The 22,469-nt window shown below is 65.9% G+C and carries 25 protein-coding genes and 1 tRNA gene; 11 read left to right on the forward strand and 15 right to left on the reverse strand.

Annotated elements, in window-relative coordinates; translation table 11 throughout:
• Window positions 1-15 precede the first annotated feature (15 nt).
• The 7 genes from AC1U89_RS02550 (at window position 16) to AC1U89_RS02580 (ending at window position 10,083) form a co-directional block, all read left to right on the forward strand.
• Window positions 16-5,160, forward strand: a complete 5,145-nt coding sequence (locus AC1U89_RS02550) for a hypothetical protein (protein WP_479898099.1) — start codon at window positions 16-18, stop codon at window positions 5,158-5,160.
• Entirely contained in the window at window positions 5,157-6,701 is a 1,545-nt protein-coding gene (locus tag AC1U89_RS02555; RefSeq protein ID WP_479898100.1) for a hypothetical protein, read from the forward strand. Before AC1U89_RS02550 ends, AC1U89_RS02555 begins: the two co-directional genes overlap by 4 nt.
• A 2-nt stretch (window positions 6,702-6,703) precedes the next feature.
• Window positions 6,704-8,122, forward strand: a complete 1,419-nt coding sequence (locus AC1U89_RS02560) for a phage head spike fiber domain-containing protein (RefSeq protein WP_479898101.1) — start codon at window positions 6,704-6,706, stop codon at window positions 8,120-8,122.
• A 71-nt stretch (window positions 8,123-8,193) separates the two neighbouring features.
• On the forward strand, window positions 8,194-8,544 hold the full coding sequence (locus tag AC1U89_RS02565; protein ID WP_479898102.1) for a hypothetical protein: 351 nt from the start codon (window positions 8,194-8,196) through the stop codon (window positions 8,542-8,544).
• On the forward strand, window positions 8,541-8,831 hold the full coding sequence (locus AC1U89_RS02570; RefSeq protein ID WP_479898104.1) for a hypothetical protein: 291 nt from the start codon (window positions 8,541-8,543) through the stop codon (window positions 8,829-8,831). Before AC1U89_RS02565 ends, AC1U89_RS02570 begins: the two co-directional genes overlap by 4 nt.
• Before the next feature lie 9 nt (window positions 8,832-8,840).
• Complete coding sequence (locus AC1U89_RS02575; protein WP_479898105.1) at window positions 8,841-9,386, forward strand: glycoside hydrolase family protein; 546 nt, start codon at window positions 8,841-8,843, stop codon at window positions 9,384-9,386.
• Between the two features lie 112 nt (window positions 9,387-9,498).
• Window positions 9,499-10,083 carry a hypothetical protein gene (locus AC1U89_RS02580; RefSeq protein WP_479898106.1) on the forward strand — a complete coding sequence of 195 codons (585 nt, stop codon included), beginning with the start codon at window positions 9,499-9,501 and terminating at the stop codon, window positions 10,081-10,083.
• Between the two features lie 63 nt (window positions 10,084-10,146).
• Here AC1U89_RS02580 and AC1U89_RS02585 read toward each other — a convergent pair whose 3' ends face one another.
• The 5 genes from AC1U89_RS02585 to AC1U89_RS02605 all read right to left on the reverse strand — a co-directional run bounded on the left by AC1U89_RS02585 (window position 10,147) and on the right by AC1U89_RS02605 (window position 13,961).
• Window positions 10,147-10,932 carry a hypothetical protein gene (locus AC1U89_RS02585; RefSeq protein WP_479898107.1) on the reverse strand — a complete coding sequence of 262 codons (786 nt, stop codon included), beginning with the start codon at window positions 10,930-10,932 and terminating at the stop codon, window positions 10,147-10,149.
• Between the two features lie 337 nt (window positions 10,933-11,269).
• Complete coding sequence (locus tag AC1U89_RS02590; protein WP_479898108.1) at window positions 11,270-11,917, reverse strand: hypothetical protein; 648 nt, start codon at window positions 11,915-11,917, stop codon at window positions 11,270-11,272.
• 566 nt (window positions 11,918-12,483) lie between these two features.
• Window positions 12,484-12,930: a hypothetical protein gene (locus tag AC1U89_RS02595; RefSeq protein ID WP_479898110.1), complete on the reverse strand. Its 447-nt coding sequence runs from the start codon at window positions 12,928-12,930 to the stop codon at window positions 12,484-12,486.
• Between the two features lie 42 nt (window positions 12,931-12,972).
• Complete coding sequence (locus AC1U89_RS02600) at window positions 12,973-13,584, reverse strand: SOS response-associated peptidase family protein (RefSeq protein ID WP_479898111.1); 612 nt, start codon at window positions 13,582-13,584, stop codon at window positions 12,973-12,975.
• A gap of 2 nt (window positions 13,585-13,586) precedes the next feature.
• Window positions 13,587-13,961: a hypothetical protein gene (locus AC1U89_RS02605; protein ID WP_479898112.1), complete on the reverse strand. Its 375-nt coding sequence runs from the start codon at window positions 13,959-13,961 to the stop codon at window positions 13,587-13,589.
• Between the two features lie 38 nt (window positions 13,962-13,999).
• Between AC1U89_RS02605 and AC1U89_RS02610 the strand changes: the two genes are divergently transcribed.
• Entirely contained in the window at window positions 14,000-14,260 is a 261-nt protein-coding gene (locus AC1U89_RS02610) for a hypothetical protein (RefSeq protein WP_479898114.1), read from the forward strand.
• Here the strand turns inward: AC1U89_RS02610 and AC1U89_RS02615 are convergent.
• Complete coding sequence (locus AC1U89_RS02615; RefSeq protein WP_479898115.1) at window positions 14,257-14,436, reverse strand: DUF3606 domain-containing protein; 180 nt, start codon at window positions 14,434-14,436, stop codon at window positions 14,257-14,259. The two genes, AC1U89_RS02610 and AC1U89_RS02615, sit on opposite strands and share 4 nt — an antisense overlap.
• Before the next feature lie 307 nt (window positions 14,437-14,743).
• Here AC1U89_RS02615 and AC1U89_RS02620 point away from each other — a divergent pair, with 307 nt between their 5' ends.
• Window positions 14,744-15,016 carry a hypothetical protein gene (locus tag AC1U89_RS02620; protein ID WP_479898116.1) on the forward strand — a complete coding sequence of 91 codons (273 nt, stop codon included), beginning with the start codon at window positions 14,744-14,746 and terminating at the stop codon, window positions 15,014-15,016.
• Between the two features lie 126 nt (window positions 15,017-15,142).
• Here the strand turns inward: AC1U89_RS02620 and AC1U89_RS02625 are convergent, their stop codons facing one another.
• From AC1U89_RS02625 to AC1U89_RS02650, 6 genes are all read right to left on the reverse strand, one after another.
• The gene (locus tag AC1U89_RS02625) at window positions 15,143-16,360 is read right to left on the reverse strand and encodes a hypothetical protein (RefSeq protein ID WP_479898117.1); all 1,218 of its coding nucleotides are present in this window, start codon (window positions 16,358-16,360) and stop codon (window positions 15,143-15,145) included.
• Window positions 16,361-16,390: 30 nt separating this feature from the next.
• Window positions 16,391-16,603: a hypothetical protein gene (locus tag AC1U89_RS02630; protein WP_479898118.1), complete on the reverse strand. Its 213-nt coding sequence runs from the start codon at window positions 16,601-16,603 to the stop codon at window positions 16,391-16,393.
• A gap of 3 nt (window positions 16,604-16,606) precedes the next feature.
• Window positions 16,607-16,993, reverse strand: a complete 387-nt coding sequence (locus AC1U89_RS02635) for a hypothetical protein (protein WP_479898120.1) — start codon at window positions 16,991-16,993, stop codon at window positions 16,607-16,609.
• Complete coding sequence (locus AC1U89_RS02640; protein WP_479898121.1) at window positions 16,980-17,231, reverse strand: hypothetical protein; 252 nt, start codon at window positions 17,229-17,231, stop codon at window positions 16,980-16,982. Before AC1U89_RS02640 ends, AC1U89_RS02635 begins: the two co-directional genes overlap by 14 nt.
• A 2-nt stretch (window positions 17,232-17,233) precedes the next feature.
• A complete protein-coding gene (locus AC1U89_RS02645) occupies window positions 17,234-18,424 on the reverse strand; it encodes a tyrosine-type recombinase/integrase (protein WP_479898123.1) in 1,191 nt (396 codons plus the stop codon).
• Between the two features lie 183 nt (window positions 18,425-18,607).
• A tRNA-Ser gene (locus AC1U89_RS02650) sits at window positions 18,608-18,697 on the reverse strand.
• 154 nt (window positions 18,698-18,851) lie between these two features.
• On the opposite strand from AC1U89_RS02650, the gene msrA reads away from it, so the two are divergent.
• Window positions 18,852-19,505: a peptide-methionine (S)-S-oxide reductase MsrA gene (gene msrA / locus AC1U89_RS02655; protein ID WP_479898124.1), complete on the forward strand. Its 654-nt coding sequence runs from the start codon at window positions 18,852-18,854 to the stop codon at window positions 19,503-19,505.
• Window positions 19,502-19,837 (forward strand): MmcQ/YjbR family DNA-binding protein, encoded by a 336-nt coding sequence (locus tag AC1U89_RS02660; RefSeq protein ID WP_479898126.1) that lies wholly within the window; start codon window positions 19,502-19,504, stop codon window positions 19,835-19,837. The genes msrA and AC1U89_RS02660 overlap by 4 nt, the downstream gene beginning before the upstream one ends.
• Here the strand turns inward: AC1U89_RS02660 and AC1U89_RS02665 are convergent.
• The 3 genes from AC1U89_RS02665 to AC1U89_RS02675 form a co-directional block, all read right to left on the reverse strand.
• The gene (locus AC1U89_RS02665) at window positions 19,834-20,571 is read right to left on the reverse strand and encodes a DUF599 domain-containing protein (protein WP_479898351.1); all 738 of its coding nucleotides are present in this window, start codon (window positions 20,569-20,571) and stop codon (window positions 19,834-19,836) included. The genes AC1U89_RS02660 and AC1U89_RS02665 overlap by 4 nt on opposite strands.
• 112 nt (window positions 20,572-20,683) lie before the next feature.
• Window positions 20,684-22,138, reverse strand: coding sequence for an MFS transporter (locus tag AC1U89_RS02670; protein WP_479898127.1), 1,455 nt, complete (start codon window positions 22,136-22,138; stop codon window positions 20,684-20,686).
• A gap of 108 nt (window positions 22,139-22,246) precedes the next feature.
• Window positions 22,247-22,402 carry a DUF3309 family protein gene (locus AC1U89_RS02675; protein ID WP_081916837.1) on the reverse strand — a complete coding sequence of 52 codons (156 nt, stop codon included), beginning with the start codon at window positions 22,400-22,402 and terminating at the stop codon, window positions 22,247-22,249.
• Window positions 22,403-22,469 lie beyond the last annotated feature (67 nt).

The raw sequence follows: 22,469 nt of genomic DNA on the forward strand, positions 1-22,469 counted from the left end.
TTTCAGGAGGTCACCATGGCTGACGGCTCCGTCGACCTCGCGTCGCTTGCCCTGAAGATCGACGCCACTGAAGTCGATCCGGCTGCCGCCAAGCTGGACAACCTGACGAAGGCCGGCGGCCGTGCCGAGGGGCAGGCCAAGAAGACGGCCGGAGCCTTTGGGGGGCTGGCGAAGGGCGAGGACGACGCGGCGAAGTCCGCGCAGGACCTCGAGCGCCGCCTGGACGCGCTGTTGAGCAGCGTCGACCCCCTCTACACGGCCCAGCGGCGCCTCGACGGCGAAATTCGCGAGGCGAACCAGCTGATGAAAGCCGGCGTCTTGTCCGCCGACGACTATGGCCGCGCCATGACCGTGCTCACCACTCGCCAGAGCGCCCTTCACAGGGTCATGGGCGACCTGAGCAAAGGCGCGAAGCTCCAGACCTACGAACTCGGCAATCTCGGTCGGCAGGCGGCTGACGTCTTCACGATGGGCCTTTCGGGGCAGAGCTGGGTCATGATCCTGATCCAGCAAGGGCCTCAGATCGCCGACGTGTTCGCCACCGCAGCGGCGCGCGGCGTGACGTTCAAGGCGGCACTGGCCGGCGTCGTCGCGGAGGTGACCCCCCTCATCGCGACCTTCGGGCCCTGGCTCGCGGGGCTCGCCGCCGTTGGCGCTGGCGTCTGGTCTCTCGTCGACGCACACGACAAGGAAGCCAAGGCGGTCAAGGACCTCAACAAGGCTCTGGCCGAACAGCACGACGAGCTCTCGCAGCTTTCCCCCTGGATCTTCTCGACGGCCGACAACGCCAACCTTGCCGCCGACGGGCAGCGCAACTTCGACAACTGGCTGCGCACGACCAACGTCTCGCTGGCCGAGCAGAACCGCCTGCTCCGCGAGAACACGCTCAACAAGCTCAACGACAAGGCCTTGGAGGTCGCCGAGAACTATCGAAAGGCCCGGGAGGCATTCGACAAAGTCAACAAGCCTGGCCCCACGATGATGGCGTCGCCGGGGGGCTTTGGCGTCGTCGCGCCGGTACAGGCCACTGACCCGAAGAACAATCCCTTCTACCGGGAGGCCGAGGCGAACCTTCGGGTCGCTAAGGAAGCCGCCGACGCCATCGGCGCCTACCAGGCCAAGATGGGGCAGGCTCCGAACGACGCGTTCGCGTCCCAGGAACGGCAAGCTCGAGCGGCGGCCAAGGCGGTGCAACAGCACACCCAGGCCGTCCAGGTGAACACCGAAACCGTCTCCGCGACGACGGTCGTCTGGCCGGAGGCTGCGGCGATCGCCCAGGCCTACAAGATCCAGATGGATGCCGTCGCGACCGCGCAGCGCGGCACGGTGCGGACGATGCAGGAGATCCTCGGTGTCGCCCCGCACTTCACGACCGCGCTAGAAAGCATGGCTATGGACGCCGAGCGCATCGCGCGGCAGGCCTACGACGTCCGCACCGGCATCGAGGACATCGCCTACGCCATCCAGCACAACGATTTCACCGGTGCGTTCTCCGACCTGCTTCGCGTGCTCCAGATGGTCAAAGGAGCCTTCGCCGAGGGGGCCACCGCCGCCGACAAGTTCGCGGCCATCTCTGGCGTCGCCCAGGGCGTTGGTTCCGTCGTCGGCGGGCGGGCGGGCGCGACGATCAGCGGGATGGGCTCCGGCGCCGCGGCGGGCTTCCAGCTGGGCGGCCCTGCCGGTGCAGCCATCGGCGCGGCGATCGGCGGCGCGCTGAGCTTCATCGGGGCGTCGAACGCCAAGGCCCAGGCGCAATACGCGTCGCTTTTCCAGGCCCAGAAGGATCTTCAGGCCAAGCAGCAGGTCTCGACGGAGAGCATCGCCGGCGCGCTGACCGAGGCGGCCAAATACCAAAACCGCGACCTCGAATACAGCAACTCCATGCTGACGGCGCTGCGGTCGATCAACGGCCAGATCGGCGCCCTGGCGAACTCGGTGGCGCGGTCGATCACGACCGGCGGTCTGTCGGACACCTCCGGCCTGGGTCTCGGCACGTCGGCCAAGGGCCCGGGCCTGCTGACCAACCTGCTCAGCCCCATCTCGCTCCTGCTGCCGGGTCTGTTCGGGTCGAAGTCGACGACCGAGCTGCTCGACCAGGGCATCCAGTTCAACCCGACCACGTTCGGCCAGGTCGGCAACCTGCAGGGCCAGAGCTACGCGGACCTGGTCACCACGACCAAGAAGAAGTTCCTCGGGATCACGACGGGGACGAAGGTCTCGACCAGCACCTCGACGGGCGGTCTCGACGGCGACCTGCTGAGCCAGGTCAGCGGCGTGATCTCCGCCCTCGGGAGCGGCGTGATCGAGGCGGCTTCGGCCTTCGGCGACGCGGCGGGCAAGGCCGCCCAGGATGCGCTCGCCGGCGCGACGATCGACCTCGGCAAGCTGTCGCTGAAGGGCCTGTCGTCGGAGGAGATCGAGAACCTCCTCAACGCCACCTTCAGCAGGGTCGGCGACGACCTGGCTAAGGCCGGCGTCCCGGGCCTCGAGGCGCTGGCCAAGGCGGGCGAGGGCAGCTTTGAGACGCTGGTCCGGGTCGCCCGCGAGTACGAGGTGGTCGACGTCTCGCTCCAGGCCATCGGCAAGACCTTCACGACCGTCGGGGTTGGCTCGATCGCCGCGCGCGACCGTCTCGTTGAACTGGCGGGCGGCCTCGACGAGTTCACGGCCCAGACGTCGTTCTACGCCGAGAACTTCCTGACGGAGGCTCAGCGCCTTCAGCCGATCCAGAAGGCGGTGACGATCGAGATGGCGCGCCTTGGCCTGGCCAGCGTCCAGACGAAGGAGCAGTTCGTCTCGCTGGTCAGCGGCCTCGACGTCTCTACGGCCGAGGGGGCCCAGCTCTACGCCGCCCTGATGGCCGTGGCCCCGGCCTTCGCCAAGGTGGCCGACGCCGCTGCCGAAGCTGGCACGGCGATCAAGTCCCTCGGCGATCAGATCAGCGACGCGATCGGGCAGGCGTCGTCGCTCCTGGACGAGCAGATCAGCGCCTCGTCGTCGGCAGCCAGCACGGCCAAGTCGGCGGCGGCCAACTACCGAGCCCTGAACCAGTCGCTGAAGGACAGCATCACCGCACTGCGCGGCGGAGATCTGTCGACGCTGAGCCCGGAACAGAAGCTCACCGAGCAGCGTGCGGGCCTCGACAGCGTCTTCGGCAAAGCGCTCTCCGGCGACGCCGGGGCGCTGGCCAAGCTGCCCCAGGTCGCGACGGACTTCCTGAACGCCAGCCGCGACGTCAACGCCAGCTCGACGGCCTACTCGGCGGACTTCAACCGGGTCATGGACATGCTGGCCCAGGCGGGCGTGGCGGCCAACGCCGACGCCGGCATCATGGACTACCAGGCGACGCTCCTGGACGTGCAGACGGGCGTTCTGAAGGAGATCCGCGACAACTTGGTCAAGCCGACCCCGGACCTCGACCTCCTGGCCAAGCAGGCGAGCCTGCTGGAAACCATCGGCACGCTGCTGACGGACCAGACGACGCAGCTCGTCACCGTCAACAGCTCGCTCGTCGACGCGAATGGCAACCTGATCCAGGGCAACTCGATCGTCAGCGCTCAGACCGGCCAGCTGGTCGCGGTGCAGTCGGCCAGCACGATCAGCCTGACCCAGGCCCAGGTCGCGGCCGTGGCCCAGACGATCGCGGCTCAACAAGTCACCGCCGCCCAGATCGTGGCGTCCAATGACAACGGCACGGCCCTGCTCGTCGGGTCGAATGCGTCGCAAACAGGGGCCTTGACGGCCTCGCAGACCGGCTCCACCGGTCAGCTCACTGCGGCTCAGGCGAGCGCGGCCAATCAGGTCGCGGCGGCCAACGCGGCCGGGGCGAGCCAGGTTGTCGGCGGCGCGCAGGCCCAGACCAGCGCGCTCACCGCCGCCCAGGCGAACGCGGCGGCCCTGATCGGCGCCTCGCAAGCCAGCGCGGCCGGGCAGGTTGTCAGCGGCAACGCCGCCGGCGTCGGCCAGATCGTCGGCGGGCAGACCTCGACGTCGGGCCAGATCGTCACGGCCCAACAGGCGGCCGCCGCGGCGATCACCGCCGCTCAGTCGCTCCTGGGCGTGAACCTCGGCGGCGCCATCGGCCAGCAAACCGGCCAGATCAACGCCAGCCAGTCCCAGACGGCCGGGCAGATCGTCCTCTCGCAGCTGGGCCTCAACACGCTGCTGACGACGGGCAATCAGACCGCCACGCAGCAGAACGGCCTGATCCAAGCCGGCAACCTGCTGATCAACGCGCAGACCGGCGTCGTCACGACCCTCGACGGCCACGTGGTGACCGGCAACACCCTGATCAACGCCCAAACCGGCGCGGTGACCTCGGTCGGCGGCGCGGTGAAGGATCAGACCGGCGCCGTTGTGACCGGCAACCAGTCGACCGACGCGATCAAGAACATCAACGCCCTGAACAACCAGTACAGCGAGGAGACGCTGAAGGCGCTGGTGGCCTCGAACGTGACCCAGGATGCGACGTTCGGCTCGCTGCTGACCGGCAACAACACCATGGTCGGCCTGCTCCAGCAGATCCGCGACCTGACGGCGGCCAAGACGACCCAGGACGCGGCCGCTGCTGCTGCCGCCGCCGCCCAAGCTGCTGCCGCCGCTGTCGCCGCCGCTCAGGCCGCCGCCGCAGCCGCCGCCCAGCAAGCGGCTCAGCAGGCCGCCGATGCCGCCGCAGCCGCCGCCCAGCAGCCGAACTGGTCCTCGTACCTGACGTCGAACCCCGACGTGATGGCCGAGTACAACCGCCTGTCGAAGAACTACCTGAAGACCCTCGGCATCTACACGCCCGAGCAATTCGCGCAGTACCACTGGACGAACAACGGCCAGTACGAGGGCCGCAAGCCCTACGCCAAGGGTGGCGTCTTCACGAACGGCATCGTCACCCAGCCGACCATGTTCGACGCCTCGATCATGGGCGAGGGCGGCCGGCCCGAGGCGATCGTCCCGCTCGTGCGAGGTCCTCAGGGCCTTGGTGTGCGGATGTCGGGCGCCAATGACAACTTCGACGCTCAGATCGCTGCGCTGCTGCGCGAGATCCGAGTGGAGCTGCAGGCGGCGCGGATGCAGCGCGGCGTGATCGCGACGGCCACGATCGAGAAACTCGACAAGGTCATCGACAGCCAGGACGCGCAGACCCGCGCGACGCGGAGGGCGGCGTGAACGTCGTAGAAATCACCGGCGTCGATAGCGGCGGCACGCCGACGGTCTTCTACATCTCCGACAAGAGCTACGTCACAACCTCGTTCGACACCCCGGCCCACACCGCATTTATCCCGGCGCTGCAGGATCCGGGCTCCATCGGCCTGAACCTCTTTGCCGACGGGGTCACCGGCGGGGCAGTTAAATTCGAAATCGGCGAGATCGTGATCGCCAATTCGGGCGGCGACTTCGACAACTGGCTGACCACCTATGGCTTCGATGGTCAAACCGTCCTGCTGCGCCATGGCGATCCGGCGCCGGGCTATCCGGCCGGCTGCCCGGTGATCATGGTCGGCACGATCGACAGCGTCGAAGCCGACTTTCAGACGATCATCGTGCGCCTGCGGGACGGCCGCTTCGTCTTCAATCGGCCCATTCTCACCGACGTTTACCTGGGCAACAACGTCTTGCCGAACGGGGTCGAGGGCACCGCCAACGACGTCAAGGGCAAGGTTAAGCCCAGGGTCTACGGGACGGTGACCAACGTCTCGCGACCGTGCATCAACACGGCCAAGCAGATCTACCAGATGAGCGACCGGTTCTGCGATGTGACGGCGGTCTACGACGCCGGCGTCGCGCTCACGCCGGGGTTCCCCCGCGCCAGCTTGGCTGCGCTCCAGTCCACCACGCCGGCCGCTGGGTCCTATGACTACTTTCTTGGGCCGCCGGCCTATTTCCGCCTGGGGTCGGACCCGATCGGCGAGGTGACCTTCGACGGGGGTGCGACGGGCGGAGGGCTCGGCTCGGCCACGGCCGCCACCGTGGCCTTCATGCTGGCCACCGACGCAGGCGTGGCCAGCATCAGCTCGTCGGACAGGAACGATGTCAACGCCGCGAACGGGGCAGTCGTCGGCATCAATCTCGACGACGGCAAGACCTTCCAGGAAGCGCTCGACGAGGTCCTGAGCAGCGTCGGGGCGGCCGCTTTCTTCGACACGTCCGCACAGCTTCGGATGGGGATCCTGACCGCGCCGTCGGGCACACCGGTTCTATCGCTGGCGCCCTACGACATTATCGGCGTCCCGAGCCGGTTTGCGCCAGATGATGTCCCGATCCCGGCTTGGTCGGTGACGGTCAACTACGGTAAGAATTACACCGTCCAGGATACCGGCCTGGCCGCTGGCACGACCACGGCTCGCCGGGCCCTGGTCGGTCAGGAGCGTCGGTCCACGGCGCCTGCCCAGGACAGCTCGGTCAAGCTGCAGCACCCGATGTCGCCGGCGCTGTCGATCGACACGCTGTTCGCTGATCCGACGAACATGGCGACCGACGCCGCGACCGAGGCCGCCCGTTTGCTGGCGCTCTACAAGGTCTCGCACTGTTTCTACAAGGTGACGATCAGCGATGAGCTGTTCAGTTCCTTGAACCCGCCGCCGAAGTTTCTCGACGTCATCCAGCTGACCTATCCGCGCTTCGGCTTGGACGCGGGCCAGATCTTCCGGCTGACCGGCGTCACCTTCGCGCTCGCCAAAAAGCAAGTCATCCTGACGCTCTGGGGCTGATCATGACCAACGCCGTCATCGGCTATCGCAACCGCCTCAACGATGGCTTCGACCCGCCTTCGGGCGGCAGCTGGCAGACCACGCTGCCGCTCACCAACCTGTTGAACCGGACCCTCGGCCGGGTCGCCAGGTCGACTTCGGCCGCCTTGGTCGCCACGACTTTCAGCCTGCTAGCGGCGTCCGGCCAGACCCCGCCGGTCCAGATGGTCGCCCTGGCCGGCCACAACATCAGCCCGGGCGGCAACGTCCGTATCCGCTATTCGACCGAGACGTTCGTCGTCAATCAGGCGCTGAAGTCCGAGAAACTCGATGATGCGGCCTGGACGCTATCGGACGTAACCGTCACGGCCAACGCGACGGCAGCGCCCGACGGCCAGACCACTGCGGACTTCGTCAATGAGGCCGCCGCGACCAACGTCCACATCGCGCGCTCGAACTCGGTCACGAAAGCCGGCTCCGCGCAGTCCTGGTCTCATTCGATCTACGTCAAGCCGAACGGCCGAAACTACGTGAAGCTGAAGGTCGCCAAGAACATGCTGGGCGGCTCCTATCAAGAATATGTCTTCGACCTGGTCGGCGGCACGATCGTGTCCAACGCCAACAGCGGGTCGGAGTTCACAGGCTTCAGCGCGGCGATCACGGCCGCGCCGAACGGCTTCAAACGCATCTCGGTCTCCGGGGTCTGGGCGTCTACCGTCACCTCGTTCCGCGTCGACCTCCTCCTGATGAGTAATTCGACCACGGACAACTATCTCGGTGTGCCTGGCAACGGCGTCTATGCGTGGGGCCTTCAGATCGAGCAGAAGGCGGCGCCCACCTCGTACTATCCGTCGGACGCGACGGCCGGCAATCGACCCAGCGGCTACATCGACAGCTGGCAGACCTATGATTTCGACATCGTCGAAGCGGCCCATCGCGGGTTCACAACTGCCGACGACCTGATCGGCTACACCAACACCTACATCTACACCTTCGCCTCTCCGGTCTCGGCGCGCGGCTGGCGCTTCGACATCCAGAACACCGGCAACCCCGACGGCTACGTCCAGCTCGGTCGCGTGTTCTTGGGTCCGATGTGGTCGCCGACGATCAACATGGCGCTAGGCGCCTCGCTGGAATGGAACGACGATTCCGAGGTGCAGACGGCGATCTCCAACGCCGAATACTACTTGGAAAAGCAGCCGTACCGGGTCGCCCGCTTCACCCTTCCGAACATGAACGAGGGCGAGGCGTGGGGCACGGCCTTCGACATCCAGCGCCGGGTCGGTGTGACAAAGGAGGTCATCTTCCTGTGGGCGGGTGACGACGCCACCTTCCGGCGTGAGCGGTCGATCTACGGCCGGCTGCGCGCCCTCTCGCCAATCGAGTACTTCAACATCGACGCCCACCGCACCGCCTGGGAGGTCAAGGAGCTGACCGCCTAGACCAGATCCTCGACCGCTCGACCACAACCGCCCGCCCTCACCGGCGGGCTTTTTCATGCCTGGAGAGCCTTATGGAAATTGATCCCGACCGCCTCCGGGCGGCCGTGGGCGCGCTCGGGGGTGCGGCCATTTACGGCCTCGTCCAGTTCGGCGCCCTGGCCCTGAGCGGCCATGCCGTATCTCGCGAGGAGTACCTGCGTCTGGCGATCAACATCGCCTGCGCCACCCTCGCTGGCGTGATCGTGGCCGCCTTCCTGGTCAAGACGCTCGCCCCCCTGATCCCCTGGCCGCCGCTCCGTGAGGCCTCGGCGTTCGGGTTCGGGGTCGGCGCCTTCAGCTGGGAGCTGCTGCCGGTCATCTTCAAGGCCCTGCGCAATCGGGGTGTGAAGAAGATCGAAGAAGTCACGGGAGGCGACGAATGAGCGCCCCCCTCGACTTGGTCTCGATCCTCGAGGCGGTCATCGCCGCGCTCGCGCTGGCCCTACGGGGCAACATGCTGAAGCCCGAGGCCAAGGGTTGGGCGTCCAGCCGCGCCGCTTCCCTGATCATCCTGGGTCTCTCGATCACCATGGCCGGCGTCGCCATCGACGTCTGGAACCGCGGCGGATCGACGATGCGCGAAGCCGTCATCCTGACCGCGATCGCCGCGGCGAGCGTGGGGATGCTGATCCACCTCTGGCGGCAGCGTCGCGCGCCGCCGACAGCCTAGGAGACCGGCATGGCATCTGCCGCCCTCATCGACGCCTTGGCCCGCGACGAGGGTCTGCGCCTGAAGGCCTATCCTGATCCACGCTCTGCGCTGGCCCAGGCCTGCATCAAGGCGCGGATCGACTTCACCCGGAACTATCGCGCCCTTCCGGGCTGGGAGAAGCTGTCCGGCGCGCCCTGGACCATCGGCTGCGGCCACACGGGCCCGGAGGTGAATCCGGACCTGGTCTGGACCGACGCGCAGGCCCGGGCGCAGCTGGTCAAGGATGCTGACGGCCACAGCGTCGAGCTGCTGAGGGCCGAGCCGTGGATCGCCAAGATCGACGCTGTTCGGCAGGACGTCCTGTTCAACATGGCCTTCAACATGGGCGTCGGGTTCCCGCCCACCGCGAAGGCCAAGGGCAAGGGCTTACGGGCCTTCATCAACACCCTGGCGAAGGTCCGGTCTGGCGACTTCGCCGGCGCATCCATGGCAATGCTCGCGAGCCCCTGGGCCGTGCAGGTCGGCGGCCGCGCCCAGCGCTTGGCCAAGGAAATGCGCACCGGCGCGCGATGAGCGCCTTCCTCGGTGGCCTGGCCGGCGGGGCCGTCGGCTGCGTCCTCACCCTCATCTTCGTCGTCGCCATGACCGTCGTCGGCTGGCGCTGCCTGTTCCGGAGGTTCTTCTGATGCTCGCCCTGATCTTCAAGGCCTTCCTCGACGGCCTGATCCACTTCGCCAAGACGCCGGCCGGCCGGATCCTATTGCTGATCGTCATCGGCGCCGGGCTGTTCGCTGGCGGAGAGTTCCACGGTCACGCGCGCGGCGTGGCCGACGAGAAAGCGGCCGAGGCCAAGCGCCTGAAGGCCGCCCAACCCGCGATCGCCAAGGTCAACGCCGGCGGCGTCGCGATCACCCGCAAGACCGAGGAGCAGACGACCGCTGCGGTCGAGCGGATCAAGGTCGTCTATCGCGACCTCATCAAGGAGGTGCCTACCTATGTCACACCTGAAGCTGATCGCCGCTGCGATCTGCCTGTCGGCTTTGTGCGCCTGCACGACCAAGCCGCTGCTGGCCTGCCCCAAGTTTCCGCCCCTGCCGGCGACGTTCGGGACGCCCCTTCCGGAGTTCCGCTCTCTGCCGCCTCCGGGGTCATCGTCGGTAACTACGGCGTCGCCTACCAATGGCGGGAGCGCGCTGTAGCCTGCGAGACCTGGGCGGCTTCGCAGGCCGATCTCTGGAACACGAATATCAGGACGGTGACCACGCCCTGACCGCTCGCCGCGGCTGAGCGAAACAACGCGCCCTCGGCTTCGGCCGGGGGCGCTTTCGTCGTTTCAGGACTTGTCTTCGGCGCTCTTCGAGCCTGTCCCCAGTTGATCGGAATCCGCCACTTCGAATGTGGGCGCCGCGCCAGATCGTTGCTGAGCGGCGCGGGTTGCCTTGGCGTTGACCAGGTCGAGGAAGGGAAGGGGGGCTCTGTTCGCAACCGCGAGGCCGAACCCGAACGAGGTGGGCAACTCTCCCTTTTTCAGTCCGCTCCAGGCGCTCCGGCGGACCTCGTTTTTTCGCCCCTCGACCTGCTCCGGGTATTGAGCGTCGAGGTCACGCACTTCGTCGGTGATCAGGGTGTAGACGGCCTTCCCGAATTCGAAGGCCTCACTGGAGCTTGGAAAATAGCCCTTGTGGATCACCTTGTTGCGGAACTTGACTTGCTTTTCGTCGAGCACTGCCGGCGGGCTGCCCTGTTTCATCGTCTTGATACCGATGTACAGGCCGAGCTGTCGCTCGGATTGGCCGCCTACGAGCTTCCACATGGCGTCGACGGCATCGCCCCCGGCGCCCGACGACGACAGGATCACCCTGGTAGAAAACTCGTACATGCGCTCCAGCGCGGCAGCAAAACTGCTTACCGACTCCCGGAAATAGCCGTCGGCGAAGGCGTCGAGGCCGCTTTCGAATAGTAATTCGAAATCTTGGTGTTCCAGGACCCCGACGACCGAGTGTCCTGCCGGGCAGGTGACCCGATACACTCTGTCGTCTTGAACATGAACTTGCCTGCTGAACATCGCTTGTCCTTTGGACTGCAATGCACACTCGACGCAGGGGACAATGATTTTCACCGGCGCCCTCCTACGTCGTCAATCTCTGAGGTGTAGCCGCAGTTTCGGCTCGTAGCGAAGTCTTGGGAAGCGGTCGTCGAAGCGCATGAAATGCGGAGGATAGACGCCGTTCGAAGCGGGGCGGCTTATCAGTCAACGACTCGATTACGTCAATAGGTTGAATTGGGTTTTTAAAAAGGGCGTCAGCCCAACTCTTCCCCACGGCGACAGTCACGCCAGTGAGGATTGAAGCGAACATGCCTATGACTGAAATGTCGGCCATCACGAGAGGATACGCTCTTTCCGGAGCTTGGCGAGTCCTCCCTGTCTGGTCCTAAGGTAGGCGGGCGTCACCTGATCAATCTTGCTCGTAGATCAATAGGATCTGATCGTGAGCCCAGTTCACCGCATTCTCGCGGGCCTCTTGGAGTTTGGCTTGCGCCTCTGCGAGCTTTTCCATGTTCGCCCGGATCGCCGCAATCACGTTGTTAGGATCGAACTGGACCTCCAGGAACGGCCAGTTCGCGAAAATCTCCAGACCTTGGCACGTTGCTAGGATCGCGTCCTCGTCTGGTGGCGGGCGCGACATCAGGGCCTCGACCGCGCGCTTCACGCGATAGCCTTCGGCAATGAAAGCACTGCTATTGGCGTGGCCGCCCGGCTGGATGGCCGCCAGCGCGGCAAGTTCGACTCGGGCGGCTCGTCGAAGGGCCTCGAATGTCTGGTCGACCGTGATGCAATAGCTGATGATCTCGTCCCGCTCCCGGGCGGCCCGATCTTCCCGTTCCTTCTTCTTGGCCGTGATCAAAGCCTGCCGGTCTTTGGCCTCCGCTGCGTCTTTCGCGTCCGCCGCATCCTGGCGAGCTATTCGGGCCTCCCGGAATTCCCACCAGAGCGCCGCGGCCGTCAGGCCCAGAGCGATGACAGACAAGAGCCCTTGGTTGTGCTCGAACCACGGCAACATGCCGTCGCTGGAAATCAGCCACGCCCAGATGTTCGAAGCCATGGATGTCCGCCCCGCCGCCACTGAAGAACTCTACCGGCATCGGCGTGTCCTTCAAGCAGCTGTCCGAGGCTATGGTTAGCCGGCTTCACGAAGGACGGATCGGACCTTAGCCATAGAACTTGTGAATGAGTGGAAGCTGATGGTCCAAATGGGGTAGCAACCCCCTTTACAGCCCTGCTCATCCGGCTGCTAATGAAGGCGGGTTTGGACCCGGACAGCAGCGCCAACTGCCGCCCAGGCCCTCTCCTCCTAGGGCTACTTCCTATGGAACCTCACGGCGGCGATGAGGGCGATCAACCCAACCGTCGTGAGGACTAGGAGCCCAGGGATTGTGATGGTGATGTCGAACATCGCCACCTCCCTTGCTAAGCCGAGATTTCACCCGACACGCGCAGCATGACCTCGAATCGCGCTTTTCGCGCGCCTCGGGCACCAGATGAACGGGGATGTTCTGTGTATATTCCGTCGTTCAGCTACGCCAAGAACGGTCGTGGCACCGTCAACCGCCCTGCACAGCCCAAATTACGCCTCGAGACTGCCCGGCATAGCGATGCCTCAGCTTCACATTACGAGTCTGATCGAGAGATCCATTCCGGCACTTCGCTGCTCGATCCAGCCATGATGACCGCAAGTTCTTCGACGAACTCTCGCGCCAGTCGTCCGAGTGTGGAAAGGTCCGGTATCCAGACATTCAGGTCGTCGGGCAAATACCTGAACGAGTGCTCGAGATGAGGCTTGGCCAGGAGGTCGATGATCTGGCTGAGCTGTGGAGCGATGCCTAGGCCATTCTCGTCGACGGCTGCATAGAGAGCTTTCAAGTTATGGCCGAAGCGACGGCTGTCGCCTCGCGAGCGTATGAAGGCCTTTCCGGCAAGCTCGAAGGTGAAGCCGGCGAGCATCAAAATCGGAAGTGAATCGACGCCGTTGTCATCCGGCAGGTCTTTGCAGAGCTTCTCGATGGCGATCGAATAGGCGTAGGCCGCTTGCCAGAGCGACTGGACGGTGTCCGACATGAAGTTCGGCCTTCCTGAGCCCGGGGCGTCGGCGTGAGGCCGCTAGCCATTGCCTTTGTCATTGTCGAACAAGGTGACGGGGACGTTCAGTGGTGGAAAGTCTCGCTCCACCGAGAGGGTCCCGGCGGGTGCCGGCGCGAGCATTTCCGTCTGTGGTCGGCTCAAATCGAGCCAGTCGCGACCGCCTTCAGCCGACAGCAGCACGATCTGCCGATCATGGTAGGGCTGGATGTCTGGGCCTGGCTCGGTCGTCAGCATGGTCCAGCAGCCGTTCTTAACAATGCCCGCCACCCAGAACAGCGGGTTGTCCACCATCGTGAACTTCCACCGCGTCTTCCGCTTCTGGCCCGGCAGTTTGTCGGTGAACTCGTAGAAGGCGTCGGCCGGGATCAGGACGCGGTCGCTCTTGGCGAAGTCGCGCCCGTCGGATTGGAAGTTGAACACCGGCCCCTTCGGCCCCGGCCAGCCCCACTTGGTCATCGAGACAACGGCGCTGTCTCCGATGTGGCGGACGATCGGCGCGGGCTCGGTCATCTTGATCTCGGGGCGCGGCTCGAAGTTCGAGGCCTGGCCTTCCCAGACGACCGGCAGCTTCAGCACCTTGTTCCAGGTGGCGAACAGGTCGCCGGTCTTGAGGCTGTAGAGGTTGCACATCTCTAGAGCGCTCCGGTCCAGATGTAGGCCCACCAGTTCCCGCCATCGCCTGGATCATACTCGATCGTAAAAGCGGTGACGTCCGGGTGACGGGGCCAAAACGACGGCGGCGGAATGTGGCCGGCGTTGTCAAACGTGAGGTCTGGAGAGCGGTCGGGCCTCCGTTCACCGAGCCACTTCTTCGGGAGCGCGTCAGTGTCGTTGGTCGGCTCCCTCACCCACAGCGCCCACTGCTCCCACGGGGGTCGGCCTTCAATCTCATCGACCACCTGGGCGTAATCGACATAGACGATGTCCGGGTGTCGGCTCCAGAAGGCCGCGTCGACCGGCCCGCCATGCACGATGGCGTCGGCTGGACGTGGAGGTTTGGGCATCATGTTCTCCCGCTTCTCGGGCAAGCCTAGCGGCACGGCGCGTGCTCGCCTACCTTCTCGATATGGCCGACATGCCCGACATTCCCGATCCGCACCCCAGCCTGGTCGCCAAGGAAGTCTCCGAGGTGCTGGCCGAGTACGGCCCCGCGAGCACGCCGGAGGACTTGGAGCGCCTGGCGCGCGGCGCGGAGGTCAGCGCCAAGGCCTATGACGGCGGTCCCGCCCTGGCGCATGCCGTGGCGGCCGAGCTGCGCCGCCGCGCCGAGCACATGCGGCGGGGCGGCATAGGCCCGCTGCTCTAGTCCTTCTTGAGATAGCGCTCGACCTCGGCCGCGCTGACGCCGACGACGGTGACCGCCTGGATCAGGTCTTCCTCGCTAACGCCGAACTTCTCGGTCCAGTAGCGGACCTCGTGGGGCTCGTTGACGTTGACGCGCGCCCGGTCCTGAGCGCCGCGATCCTGCAGATTGTCGGCCATGTCGGTCTCCCTTTGGGCGAGGAGAACCCCGCATGCGCGGCCGAGGTTCCGATCAGCGTCGCGCCGCCCATTCATCGACCAGGTCTCGCAACGCCTGGGCCGCGACGTCCGCCGGCTGCTTGCGCCCCTTAGGCGCTCGCTTGGAGCCAAAGGCGCTGGTGACGCAGACGTCCTTGCCGTCCACTTCCCACGTCCCGCGCCACTTCTGACCCCGGGCGTCGACGCTGAATGTGTATCCGTGAGGTGTGAGCATGGTGCGACAACGGCGGGTCGCGCGAGAACGCTCCGACTCAGCTATGCCGCCGCCATGACCTTCCCAGAGATCGATCAATTGATAGACGCCATGGTCGCCGAGGCGGCGAAGACCGGCGACGAGAGCCATCTGCCCGGCGCGATCTTCCTTCACCCCGACCACTACGTCGGCAACATGCTCAAGACCGAGATGACGACGATCGGCCGAGGCATCCGCTATCGCGGCGTCCGCGTGCTGGTGTCGCGCGAATTCGAGAGCAAGGTCGTAGCGCGGGTGGACCTCCAGCGCGACGTCGGCGAGTTCGAGCCAATCACGCCGGCCGCGTGACCGAGTTGGGCTCGGTGCGGCAGGACTAGGCGCTCGCTAAGGGCGGTCTTCGGCCGTTCAGAGTGAGCCGTTACCACCAGCCAACTTGGGCCTTTGGCAGACATTGATCGGCCGTGTGCGGGCGTTTCAATCGATGCCGTAAAGCTCTTTGGCCTCGTCGCGCACGTCTTCAGGAGCGGAATCTGCGAGCCCCTTGATGTAGGCCAGGAACTCATCACCGCGCTTCAGGGAGAAGACCTTCGCGTCGAGGCCGCTGCCGCTCTTGACTCGACTTTCGTTCAGGAAGCCGGCGAATTCATTGTCGATGAGCATGGCATCAACATACGGGGCGTAGCACGAAATAGCCCTTACGTCGTTTAACGTGCCACGGCCTGGAGGTCGCTTTTGACCAGAGGCCATCTTTGACGCGATGGCGGCAAATAAATAAGCGGATATCCGGTGACTAGGGATGTGCTCGCACCCCTTCCACCTCCAGAATTTTCCGACCTCGGCTGCTGCTGCGTCTGACGCAATACCTCGCTCTTCGAAGAAATGCTTTAGCGCCTCAAGTTCACGCCGAGCCTGGCTGTGAGTAGCCTCAAAGACCTCCATCATGTCGCCTGCTAGAGCGCCACGCTGGAGCCGTTCCTGCGCCGCCTGTAGAGCTGCAACATGGCTGGAGCAGTATGCGCCGAGCTCTGCTCTCAACACGTCTTTGAAAGTTGGCTTCTCAGCTGCCCACTTCGCCGCCAGTGTATCGAAGGCATCGCCGGACTGATCACGATTTTGCCTAATGCCAGGTGCGAAGAACGAAGTATCCATATTGGCAGTCACGTGGATCGTGGGCAGCCAATCGTTCCGGTTTCCCTCAAGGACGTCATCGACATCAAACTTGACGACTGGAATCGTCGCGCCTCTACCGTAGATCTCGGCAAAGGCCAGCGCTTGGGCTAGTTCGATTTCTTCGGTAGTGCGGAAACTTGTGTCGCCAGACAGCATCTCATGCGCGAGCCGAAGTTCTGCCGCGAAGGGCGAAACAATGGTCTCTCTGTCATGGATGTTGGAGTCGGGGAAGATAGCCTGCTGCAAGAGGTAGGCGCGATTGACCTGCTTTTCCGCTTCAACCCAGAATGCCCTGCTGTTGGCGTCCGCAGGCATGGTTCCTGACTTCACGCGGTAAAGGGCACTAATCGCGAACTGATCGAGGTAAATGACCTTCTTATCCAGCGCTGGCAGTTCTTCAGAGTGAGAATAACGGCAGGCTTTACACCGACGCGTGACGAGCTGGCCCCCAACGTTAAGAACGCCGAAGCTGTCAGGTTGGCCACACCGAGGGCAGGGCCGGAAGGGACCGTGTTCGAACATCTGAGCAGTCTAGCTTAAACCCTCTTGTCGTTACATGCGCGCGTCCGTGTCGATCAGACCGTCACTACCTCGGGCACCACACCGGCTGCACCGCAGCTTGCTCTTGATCGTGTGAGGTTGGGTGTGCCCACCAAGGTTGATGATCGCCTTCTCGCGCGACCAGACCTGGCGGTTGCCGCAGCTTCGACAGGTGATGGTCAGCGGGGATTTGATCCGCTGCAGGGTCGGCCAGATGATCGCCATCGCTTACTGCCCCGGCGGGCGCCAGGCATAGCCCAAGGGACCGGGATCGATGCCGCAGTCCAGCAGCAACTCGATCAGCCGGGACCGGCGGTCGGCCTCGGTCGACGTTGGCCGATCCTGATATCCGCCCTTCAACAGCGCGACGGCGGGCATGCGTCCTGGGCAGCGCGGGCAATGCACCCTGGCCTGCACCTCGGCTAGCGTCATGCCGAGACGATCGCGGTGCGCGGTCGTCAGCTCCCAGCGCCCCCACGTCTTGGTCGTGCCGCAGTACTGGCACTTGAAACGGATGTCTTCACCCTGCTCCAGGCAATCCACCAGCCGCGTCGCCGCGAGCTGAAAGCCCAGATCGGCCGCCTTGCGGCGATCGCTGGCGCTAGGCTCTGGCATCGGGATGGTTCCGACCGATCACGTCCGGTTGTCGGCTGACGGTGTAGAAGCTGCGCTGCTTGGTGAAGAACTCGGCAGCCACGTCCAGCGCCGAGATGATGACGAACATCATGTGATAGCTGGGGCCGCTGGGGCCAAGGTTACGCAACTCGTCGACGCAGGCTTGGCGCGCGGGGCGAAGTGCTTCGAAGAACTGGATCGGGTCGTTTAGGCCGGCGCGGCCGTTCCGGGCGGACATCGTCAGGCCTGCTTGAACTGGAGGATGTTGGCTGCTGGTGGCGTGGTGCAGTAGGTCGACCAGGCCGTCATCAGGGCCCGGCGCTTCTCCAGGGCATCCCGGCGGCGATAGGCCCGTTCGACGGCCCCACCGACCGCATGGGCCAGGGCCTCCTCGATCACATCGCGGGGATGCGGCGTGCAATCGCCAGCCCAGTCCCTGAAGGCTGATCGGAAGCCGTGCACGGTGACGTCGACATCCATCCGGCGCAGGAGCATCAGCATCGCCATCCGGGACAACGGCTCGATGCGTTGGTCGCCGGGGAAGATGAAGTCGCCGGCCGCGCGGAGCGGGCGCATCTCCTCGAGCAGTACCTGCATGCGGTCGGTGATCGGGACGCGGTGCGGCTTGGAGGCTTTCATGCGCTCGGCCGGAATCGCCCAGACGTCACCCTCGATCTCCGCCCAGGTAGCCTCGAGGACCTCGGTCGTGCGCGTCGCCGAGAGAATGGCGAACTCCAGAGCGCGCGCAGCGGTGGCTGAGCGCCCGCGCAGGCGCTCCATGAAGGCAGGGACGTCTTCGTAGCGTAGCGCCGCGTGATGCCCCCTGACGCGCGCTTGGCGGGCCAGGAGGAGTTGCATGTGGCCGCGCCACCGCGCCGGGTTCTCTCCGGTCCTGAGGCCCTTGATCTTGGCCACGTCCAGAACGCGCTCTATCCGGGAGCGGACGCGGGTCGCTGTCTCCGGGATGGCCAGCCAGATCGGCTTGAGCACGCCTAGGACGGCGGCGTCATCCACCTCGGAGATCGGCATCTCCTTCAGAGCCGCGGCGTGCTGCTTCAAGCTCGCTCGCCACTGCGATCCGGCCTTCGGACTTTTCCAGCCGGGCTCGAGGTCGGCAATGACGGTTTCGGCGAATGCGCCGAAGGTGATGGTGACCGCCGCCTCGAGTTTGCGCTCGGCGATCGGATCCTTGCCGGCGGCGATCAGGGCGCGGGCGTCGGCGGCGGCTAGCCGAGCGGACTTGAGGGTCACAGTCGCTGCTGAGCCGAGGCCCATCTCCCGGCGCTTCCCGCGCCAGAAGAAGACGAACACCCAGCGCCGGCTCGATGTCTGGTCGACGCGGAGGTAAAGCCCGGCGCCGTCGGCGTGCATGCCGGGCTCTTCGAGGGCTTTCGCCGTCACTGCCGTCAGTCTGTCGATCTTGCGCGCCATGTTCCACCGTGAACGAAGGCGGAACATACGCCCGCCGGTTCTGGCTCGCCACCCTAAGTCACGCCCTAAGACCAGCCCTAAGTTGTCGGGCGGGAACGTGCGGTGACCAGCGGGAGACGAGGCGCAGAACCTTGGCGCGCCTTGGGCGGCAGAGGCAATGAGCGGCAATGAGCGGGAGAGCGGTGGCGGTGAGAGAGGGATTCGAACCCTCGATAGAGTTTCCCCTATACACGCGTTCCAGGCGTGCGCCTTCAACCACTCGGCCACCTCACCATGCGCACCAGATGCGGAAGGCGGTTGAGACCCCCGACGCAGGAAGGGGCGCAATATACTCAGGACGATTGCGGTAGCAAGCGGCCATACGAGGTGAAACGAGATCGCGAACGGCTTAGGATCGGCGGCTCAGTTTCGATCCCGAGATCTCGCCATGGCTTCCGCCCCCAAAACCCTGGACATGCCGACCGTCGACACCGCCCTGCCGGGGCGGGAACAGGCGATCCCGGCGGCCCGGACCCACTTCGTCAACGGCCATCCGCTGAAGGGGCCCTATCCCGACGGGACCGAGATCGCGGTGCTGGCCACGGGCTGTTTCTGGGGCGTGGAGCGGGTCTTCTGGAAGGTCCCGGGCGTCTATGTCACCGCCGCCGGCTACGCGGCGGGGATCACGCCGAACCCGACCTACGAGGAGGTCTGCACCGGCCGCACAGGCCATACCGAGGTGGTGCAGATCGTGTTCGACCCGCGCGTGGTCACCTACGAGACCCTGCTCAAGACCTTCTGGGAGAACCACGACCCGACCCAGGGCATGCGCCAGGGCGGCGACATCGGCACCCAGTACCGCTCGGGGATCTATGTGACCTCCGACAGCCAGGCCGCCGCGGCCGTGGCGTCGAAGGAAGCCTACCAGCAGGCGCTGGACGCCCAGGGCCTGGGGACCATCACCACCGAGATCGGCGCGGCCGGTCCGTTCTACTTCGCCGAAGACTACCACCAGCAGTACCTGGCCAAGAACCCCGAGGGCTATTGCGGCATCGGCGGCACCGGCGTGGTCTGCCCGATCGGGATCGGGGTGGAGGCATGACGCCCGAGCAGTTCGACAAGGCCGCCCTGGCCCTGCCGGCCGCGACCATGACCGTCCAGTGGGGCGCCGACCAGGTCTACAAGGTGGGCGGCAAGATGTTCGCCGTGCTGGGCGAGGGCGGCTTCTCGTTCAAGGCCTCGGACGTGGCGTTCGAGGTGCTGACCGAGACCGGCCCCGGCGTGCCCGCGCCCTACCTGGCCCGGGCCAAGTGGGTGCGGTTCTACGACCTGGCGGCCGCCGACGCGGACGAGGTCGCCGACTGGCTGAAGACGGCGCACGGGCTGATCGCGGCAAAGCTGACCAAGAAGGCGCGGGCGGAGCTGGGGCTCTAGGCCTGCTCGCTGTCCTTGCTGGCCAGGTGCGGGCCCACCACCACGGGCTGGTGCTCGAGGATGTGGCGGATCTTGCGCACGGCGGCCGAGGCCGGGCTGCGGCGCTGGCGCCAGAGCAGCAGGGCCATGGCTCCGCCGGTGGCCACGGCGAAAGCGATCGGACCCAGCAGCCAGGCCGCCGCCGCCAGGGCGAAATAGTAGCCGCGCACCCCGGCGTTGAAGGCCGAGAGGGCGGGGTTGAGGATCGCGCCCGCCGCCTCGGCGTACTCTTCCAGCACCGCGCGCGGGGCCCACATCGGGGCCGCGCCGATGGCGGCCAGGCAGTAGTTCATCTGGCGGATCGCCCAGATGAAGTCGAGCAGGCCGCGGGCCAGGGCGACCAGCACCACGCCCAGCTTGATCTGGAACACCAGGGCCGAGGCCGGGGCCAGGACGGCGATGCCCTCGATGCTCTTCAGCGCGCTGTCGCCGCCGAACAGCACCCCGGCCGCGGCGGCGATCAGGATCAGGTTCGACGAGGCGAAGAACGAGGCCGAGTTGATCGCGTGACCCAGCAGCTGGCCGTCCAGCAGGGCCACCTCACGCACCGCCATCTCGGCCATCCACCGCCGGCGGATCACCGTCATGTCGGTGTTGATGACGTTCTTCTCCTTGCCCAGCTGCTTGAGCATCGGCTCGTAGAACAGCCAGCAGAACAGGAAGAAGGCCAGGACGACCAGGTCGATGACCGGCATGGCCAGGAACTGCTTGGACAGGGCGTGGGTGAGCGAAGAAGCCATGGCGCGAACTTAGGTCGATAACGAGAGTCGATGAAAGAGGGCCGCAAGGGCGAAGCTGTGAGCGGTATCAGTCCTCGAGGATCAGGCTGTGCTTGCCCGTGTCCTTCAGCAGCAGCGAGACGGTCAGGCCCACGGCCATGATCGCCGCCACATAGAGGTAGAAGCCGCTCTCCATGTGCTCGGACTTGAACCACAGGGCCACATATTCCGCAGTGCCGCCGAACGCGGCGTTGCCGATGGCGTAGGGCAGGGCCACGCCCAGGGCGCGCACATGGGTGGGGAAGAGCTCGGCCTTCACCACGGCGCTGATCGAGGTGTAGCCCGACTGCACGAACAGGGCCGCGAAGATCAGGCCGAAGGCGACCAGCGGGCTGGTGGCCTTGGCGGTCAGGCTGAACACCGGCCAGGCGATCAGGGCGCCCACCCCGAAGGCGAAGACCAGCATGGTCTTGCGGCCCAGGCGGTCGGACGCCCAGCCGAACAGCGGCTGGATCAGCATGAAGCCGGCCAGGGTGGCCAGGTTCACCGCCCCGGCCGTGGCCTTGTCGAAGCCGGCGGTGTTGACCAGGAACTTCAGCATGTAGGTCGTGTAGGCGTAGAAGGCCAAGGAGCCGGCGGCGGTCAGGCCGATGATCGCCAGGGTCGGCTTGGGGTGTCGCGAGACCAGGGGGGCGGCCAGGGCCACATAGGTCGCGACCAGCAGGACCACGGCTCCGTACTGCGCCGTCGTGGCGAAGGCGGCCTCGGTGAAGCCCACGACCATGGCCGCGACCGTCGCCGCCAGCAGGCCGACGACCCAGATCACCTGCCGCCGGCTGACGGGGTCGCGGGGCGCGGCGGCGTTCTGGTGCGAGATGCTCTCCTCGATGCCGGTGCGGATCCAGAACACCACCACGGCCAGGGCCGCGCCCACGAAGAACGGGACGCGCCAGCCCCAGTCGGCCAGGTCGGCCTTGCTGAGCGTGTTCTGCAGGATCACCAGCACCAGGGCCGCCACCAGCTGGCCCATGATCAGGGTCACATACTGGAAGCTGGACCAGAAGCCGCGGCGCTTCTTGCCGGCCATCTCGCTCATATAGGTGGCGCTGGCCCCGTACTCGCCGCCCACCGACAGGCCCTGCAGCAGGCGGGCCAGCAGCAGGATCACCGGGGCCGCGTCGCCGATCGTGGCGTGGCCGGGGCAGAGGGCGATGATCAGCGAGCCGACGCACATCAGGCCCACCGCCAGGGTCAGGCCGGCCTTGCGGCCCTTGCGGTCGGCGTAGAGACCCATCAGCCAGGCCCCCACCGGGCGCGCCCCGAAGCCGACGGCGAAGATGGCGGCGGTCTGCATCAGCTGGGCGGTCTGGTCGCCCTTGGGGAAGAAGACCTTGGCGAAATAGATCGAGAAGGCGGCGTAGGCGAACCAGTCGTACCACTCGACCAGGTTGCCGGCCGATCCGCCGAGGATGGCCCGGGTGCGTCGCCAGGCGCCCAAGGGGGCAACATGTGGCGGCGTCGCCGTCGCGGCGGTGTCGGTCATCTGGCCCCCCTCAGGTCATCTTGGCGACGACCTTAGGCGAACATCGGTCGTTCGGGGAGGGGGCGTGGTCGGGGACACGCGCGGGCGCGTGTCCCCGGGGTGTGGTCGCTAGATCCTGCCGAGCAGGACCAGGATGATGATGATCACCAGGATCAGGCCCAGGCCGCCGGAGGGGAAGTAGCCCCACGAGCGGCTGTGGCCCCAGGTCGGCAGGGCGCCGATCAGGGCCAGGATCAGGATGATGATGAGGATCGTGCCGAGCATGTCCGTCTCCGTTGCATTCGTGCGCCCTGCGCGCCGGGGTTAGGCGGAGGGAATGCGAGAAGCGCGG

It is taken from the genome of Caulobacter sp. 05T431, assembly GCF_056665975.1.

What these genes read in the sequence shown, in the direction of transcription:
- AC1U89_RS02605 (WP_479898112.1), bottom strand. Translation starts at nt 13,961, where the DNA reads ATGATGCCCAAACCTCCACGTCCAGCCGACGCCATCGTGCATGGCGGG.
- AC1U89_RS02590 (WP_479898108.1), bottom strand. Translation starts at nt 11,917, where the DNA reads ATGGCTTCGAACATCTGGGCGTGGCTGATTTCCAGCGACGGCATGTTG.
- AC1U89_RS02665 (WP_479898351.1), bottom strand. Translation starts at nt 20,571, where the DNA reads ATGCCGGTCATCGACCTGGTCGTCCTGGCCTTCTTCCTGTTCTGCTGG.
- AC1U89_RS02560 (WP_479898101.1), top strand. Translation starts at nt 6,704, where the DNA reads ATGACCAACGCCGTCATCGGCTATCGCAACCGCCTCAACGATGGCTTC.
- AC1U89_RS02580 (WP_479898106.1), top strand. Translation starts at nt 9,499, where the DNA reads ATGCTCGCCCTGATCTTCAAGGCCTTCCTCGACGGCCTGATCCACTTC.
- msrA (WP_479898124.1), top strand. Translation starts at nt 18,852, where the DNA reads ATGGCTTCCGCCCCCAAAACCCTGGACATGCCGACCGTCGACACCGCC.
- AC1U89_RS02640 (WP_479898121.1), bottom strand. Translation starts at nt 17,231, where the DNA reads ATGTCCGCCCGGAACGGCCGCGCCGGCCTAAACGACCCGATCCAGTTC.
- AC1U89_RS02675 (WP_081916837.1), bottom strand. Translation starts at nt 22,402, where the DNA reads ATGCTCGGCACGATCCTCATCATCATCCTGATCCTGGCCCTGATCGGC.
- AC1U89_RS02600 (WP_479898111.1), bottom strand. Translation starts at nt 13,584, where the DNA reads ATGTGCAACCTCTACAGCCTCAAGACCGGCGACCTGTTCGCCACCTGG.
- AC1U89_RS02575 (WP_479898105.1), top strand. Translation starts at nt 8,841, where the DNA reads ATGGCATCTGCCGCCCTCATCGACGCCTTGGCCCGCGACGAGGGTCTG.
- AC1U89_RS02645 (WP_479898123.1), bottom strand. Translation starts at nt 18,424, where the DNA reads ATGGCGCGCAAGATCGACAGACTGACGGCAGTGACGGCGAAAGCCCTC.
- AC1U89_RS02635 (WP_479898120.1), bottom strand. Translation starts at nt 16,993, where the DNA reads ATGCCAGAGCCTAGCGCCAGCGATCGCCGCAAGGCGGCCGATCTGGGC.
- AC1U89_RS02625 (WP_479898117.1), bottom strand. Translation starts at nt 16,360, where the DNA reads ATGTTCGAACACGGTCCCTTCCGGCCCTGCCCTCGGTGTGGCCAACCT.
- AC1U89_RS02570 (WP_479898104.1), top strand. Translation starts at nt 8,541, where the DNA reads ATGAGCGCCCCCCTCGACTTGGTCTCGATCCTCGAGGCGGTCATCGCC.
- AC1U89_RS02550 (WP_479898099.1), top strand. Translation starts at nt 16, where the DNA reads ATGGCTGACGGCTCCGTCGACCTCGCGTCGCTTGCCCTGAAGATCGAC.
- AC1U89_RS02620 (WP_479898116.1), top strand. Translation starts at nt 14,744, where the DNA reads ATGACCTTCCCAGAGATCGATCAATTGATAGACGCCATGGTCGCCGAG.
- AC1U89_RS02565 (WP_479898102.1), top strand. Translation starts at nt 8,194, where the DNA reads ATGGAAATTGATCCCGACCGCCTCCGGGCGGCCGTGGGCGCGCTCGGG.
- AC1U89_RS02630 (WP_479898118.1), bottom strand. Translation starts at nt 16,603, where the DNA reads ATGGCGATCATCTGGCCGACCCTGCAGCGGATCAAATCCCCGCTGACC.
- AC1U89_RS02670 (WP_479898127.1), bottom strand. Translation starts at nt 22,138, where the DNA reads ATGACCGACACCGCCGCGACGGCGACGCCGCCACATGTTGCCCCCTTG.
- AC1U89_RS02660 (WP_479898126.1), top strand. Translation starts at nt 19,502, where the DNA reads ATGACGCCCGAGCAGTTCGACAAGGCCGCCCTGGCCCTGCCGGCCGCG.
- AC1U89_RS02615 (WP_479898115.1), bottom strand. Translation starts at nt 14,436, where the DNA reads ATGGCCGACAATCTGCAGGATCGCGGCGCTCAGGACCGGGCGCGCGTC.
- AC1U89_RS02595 (WP_479898110.1), bottom strand. Translation starts at nt 12,930, where the DNA reads ATGTCGGACACCGTCCAGTCGCTCTGGCAAGCGGCCTACGCCTATTCG.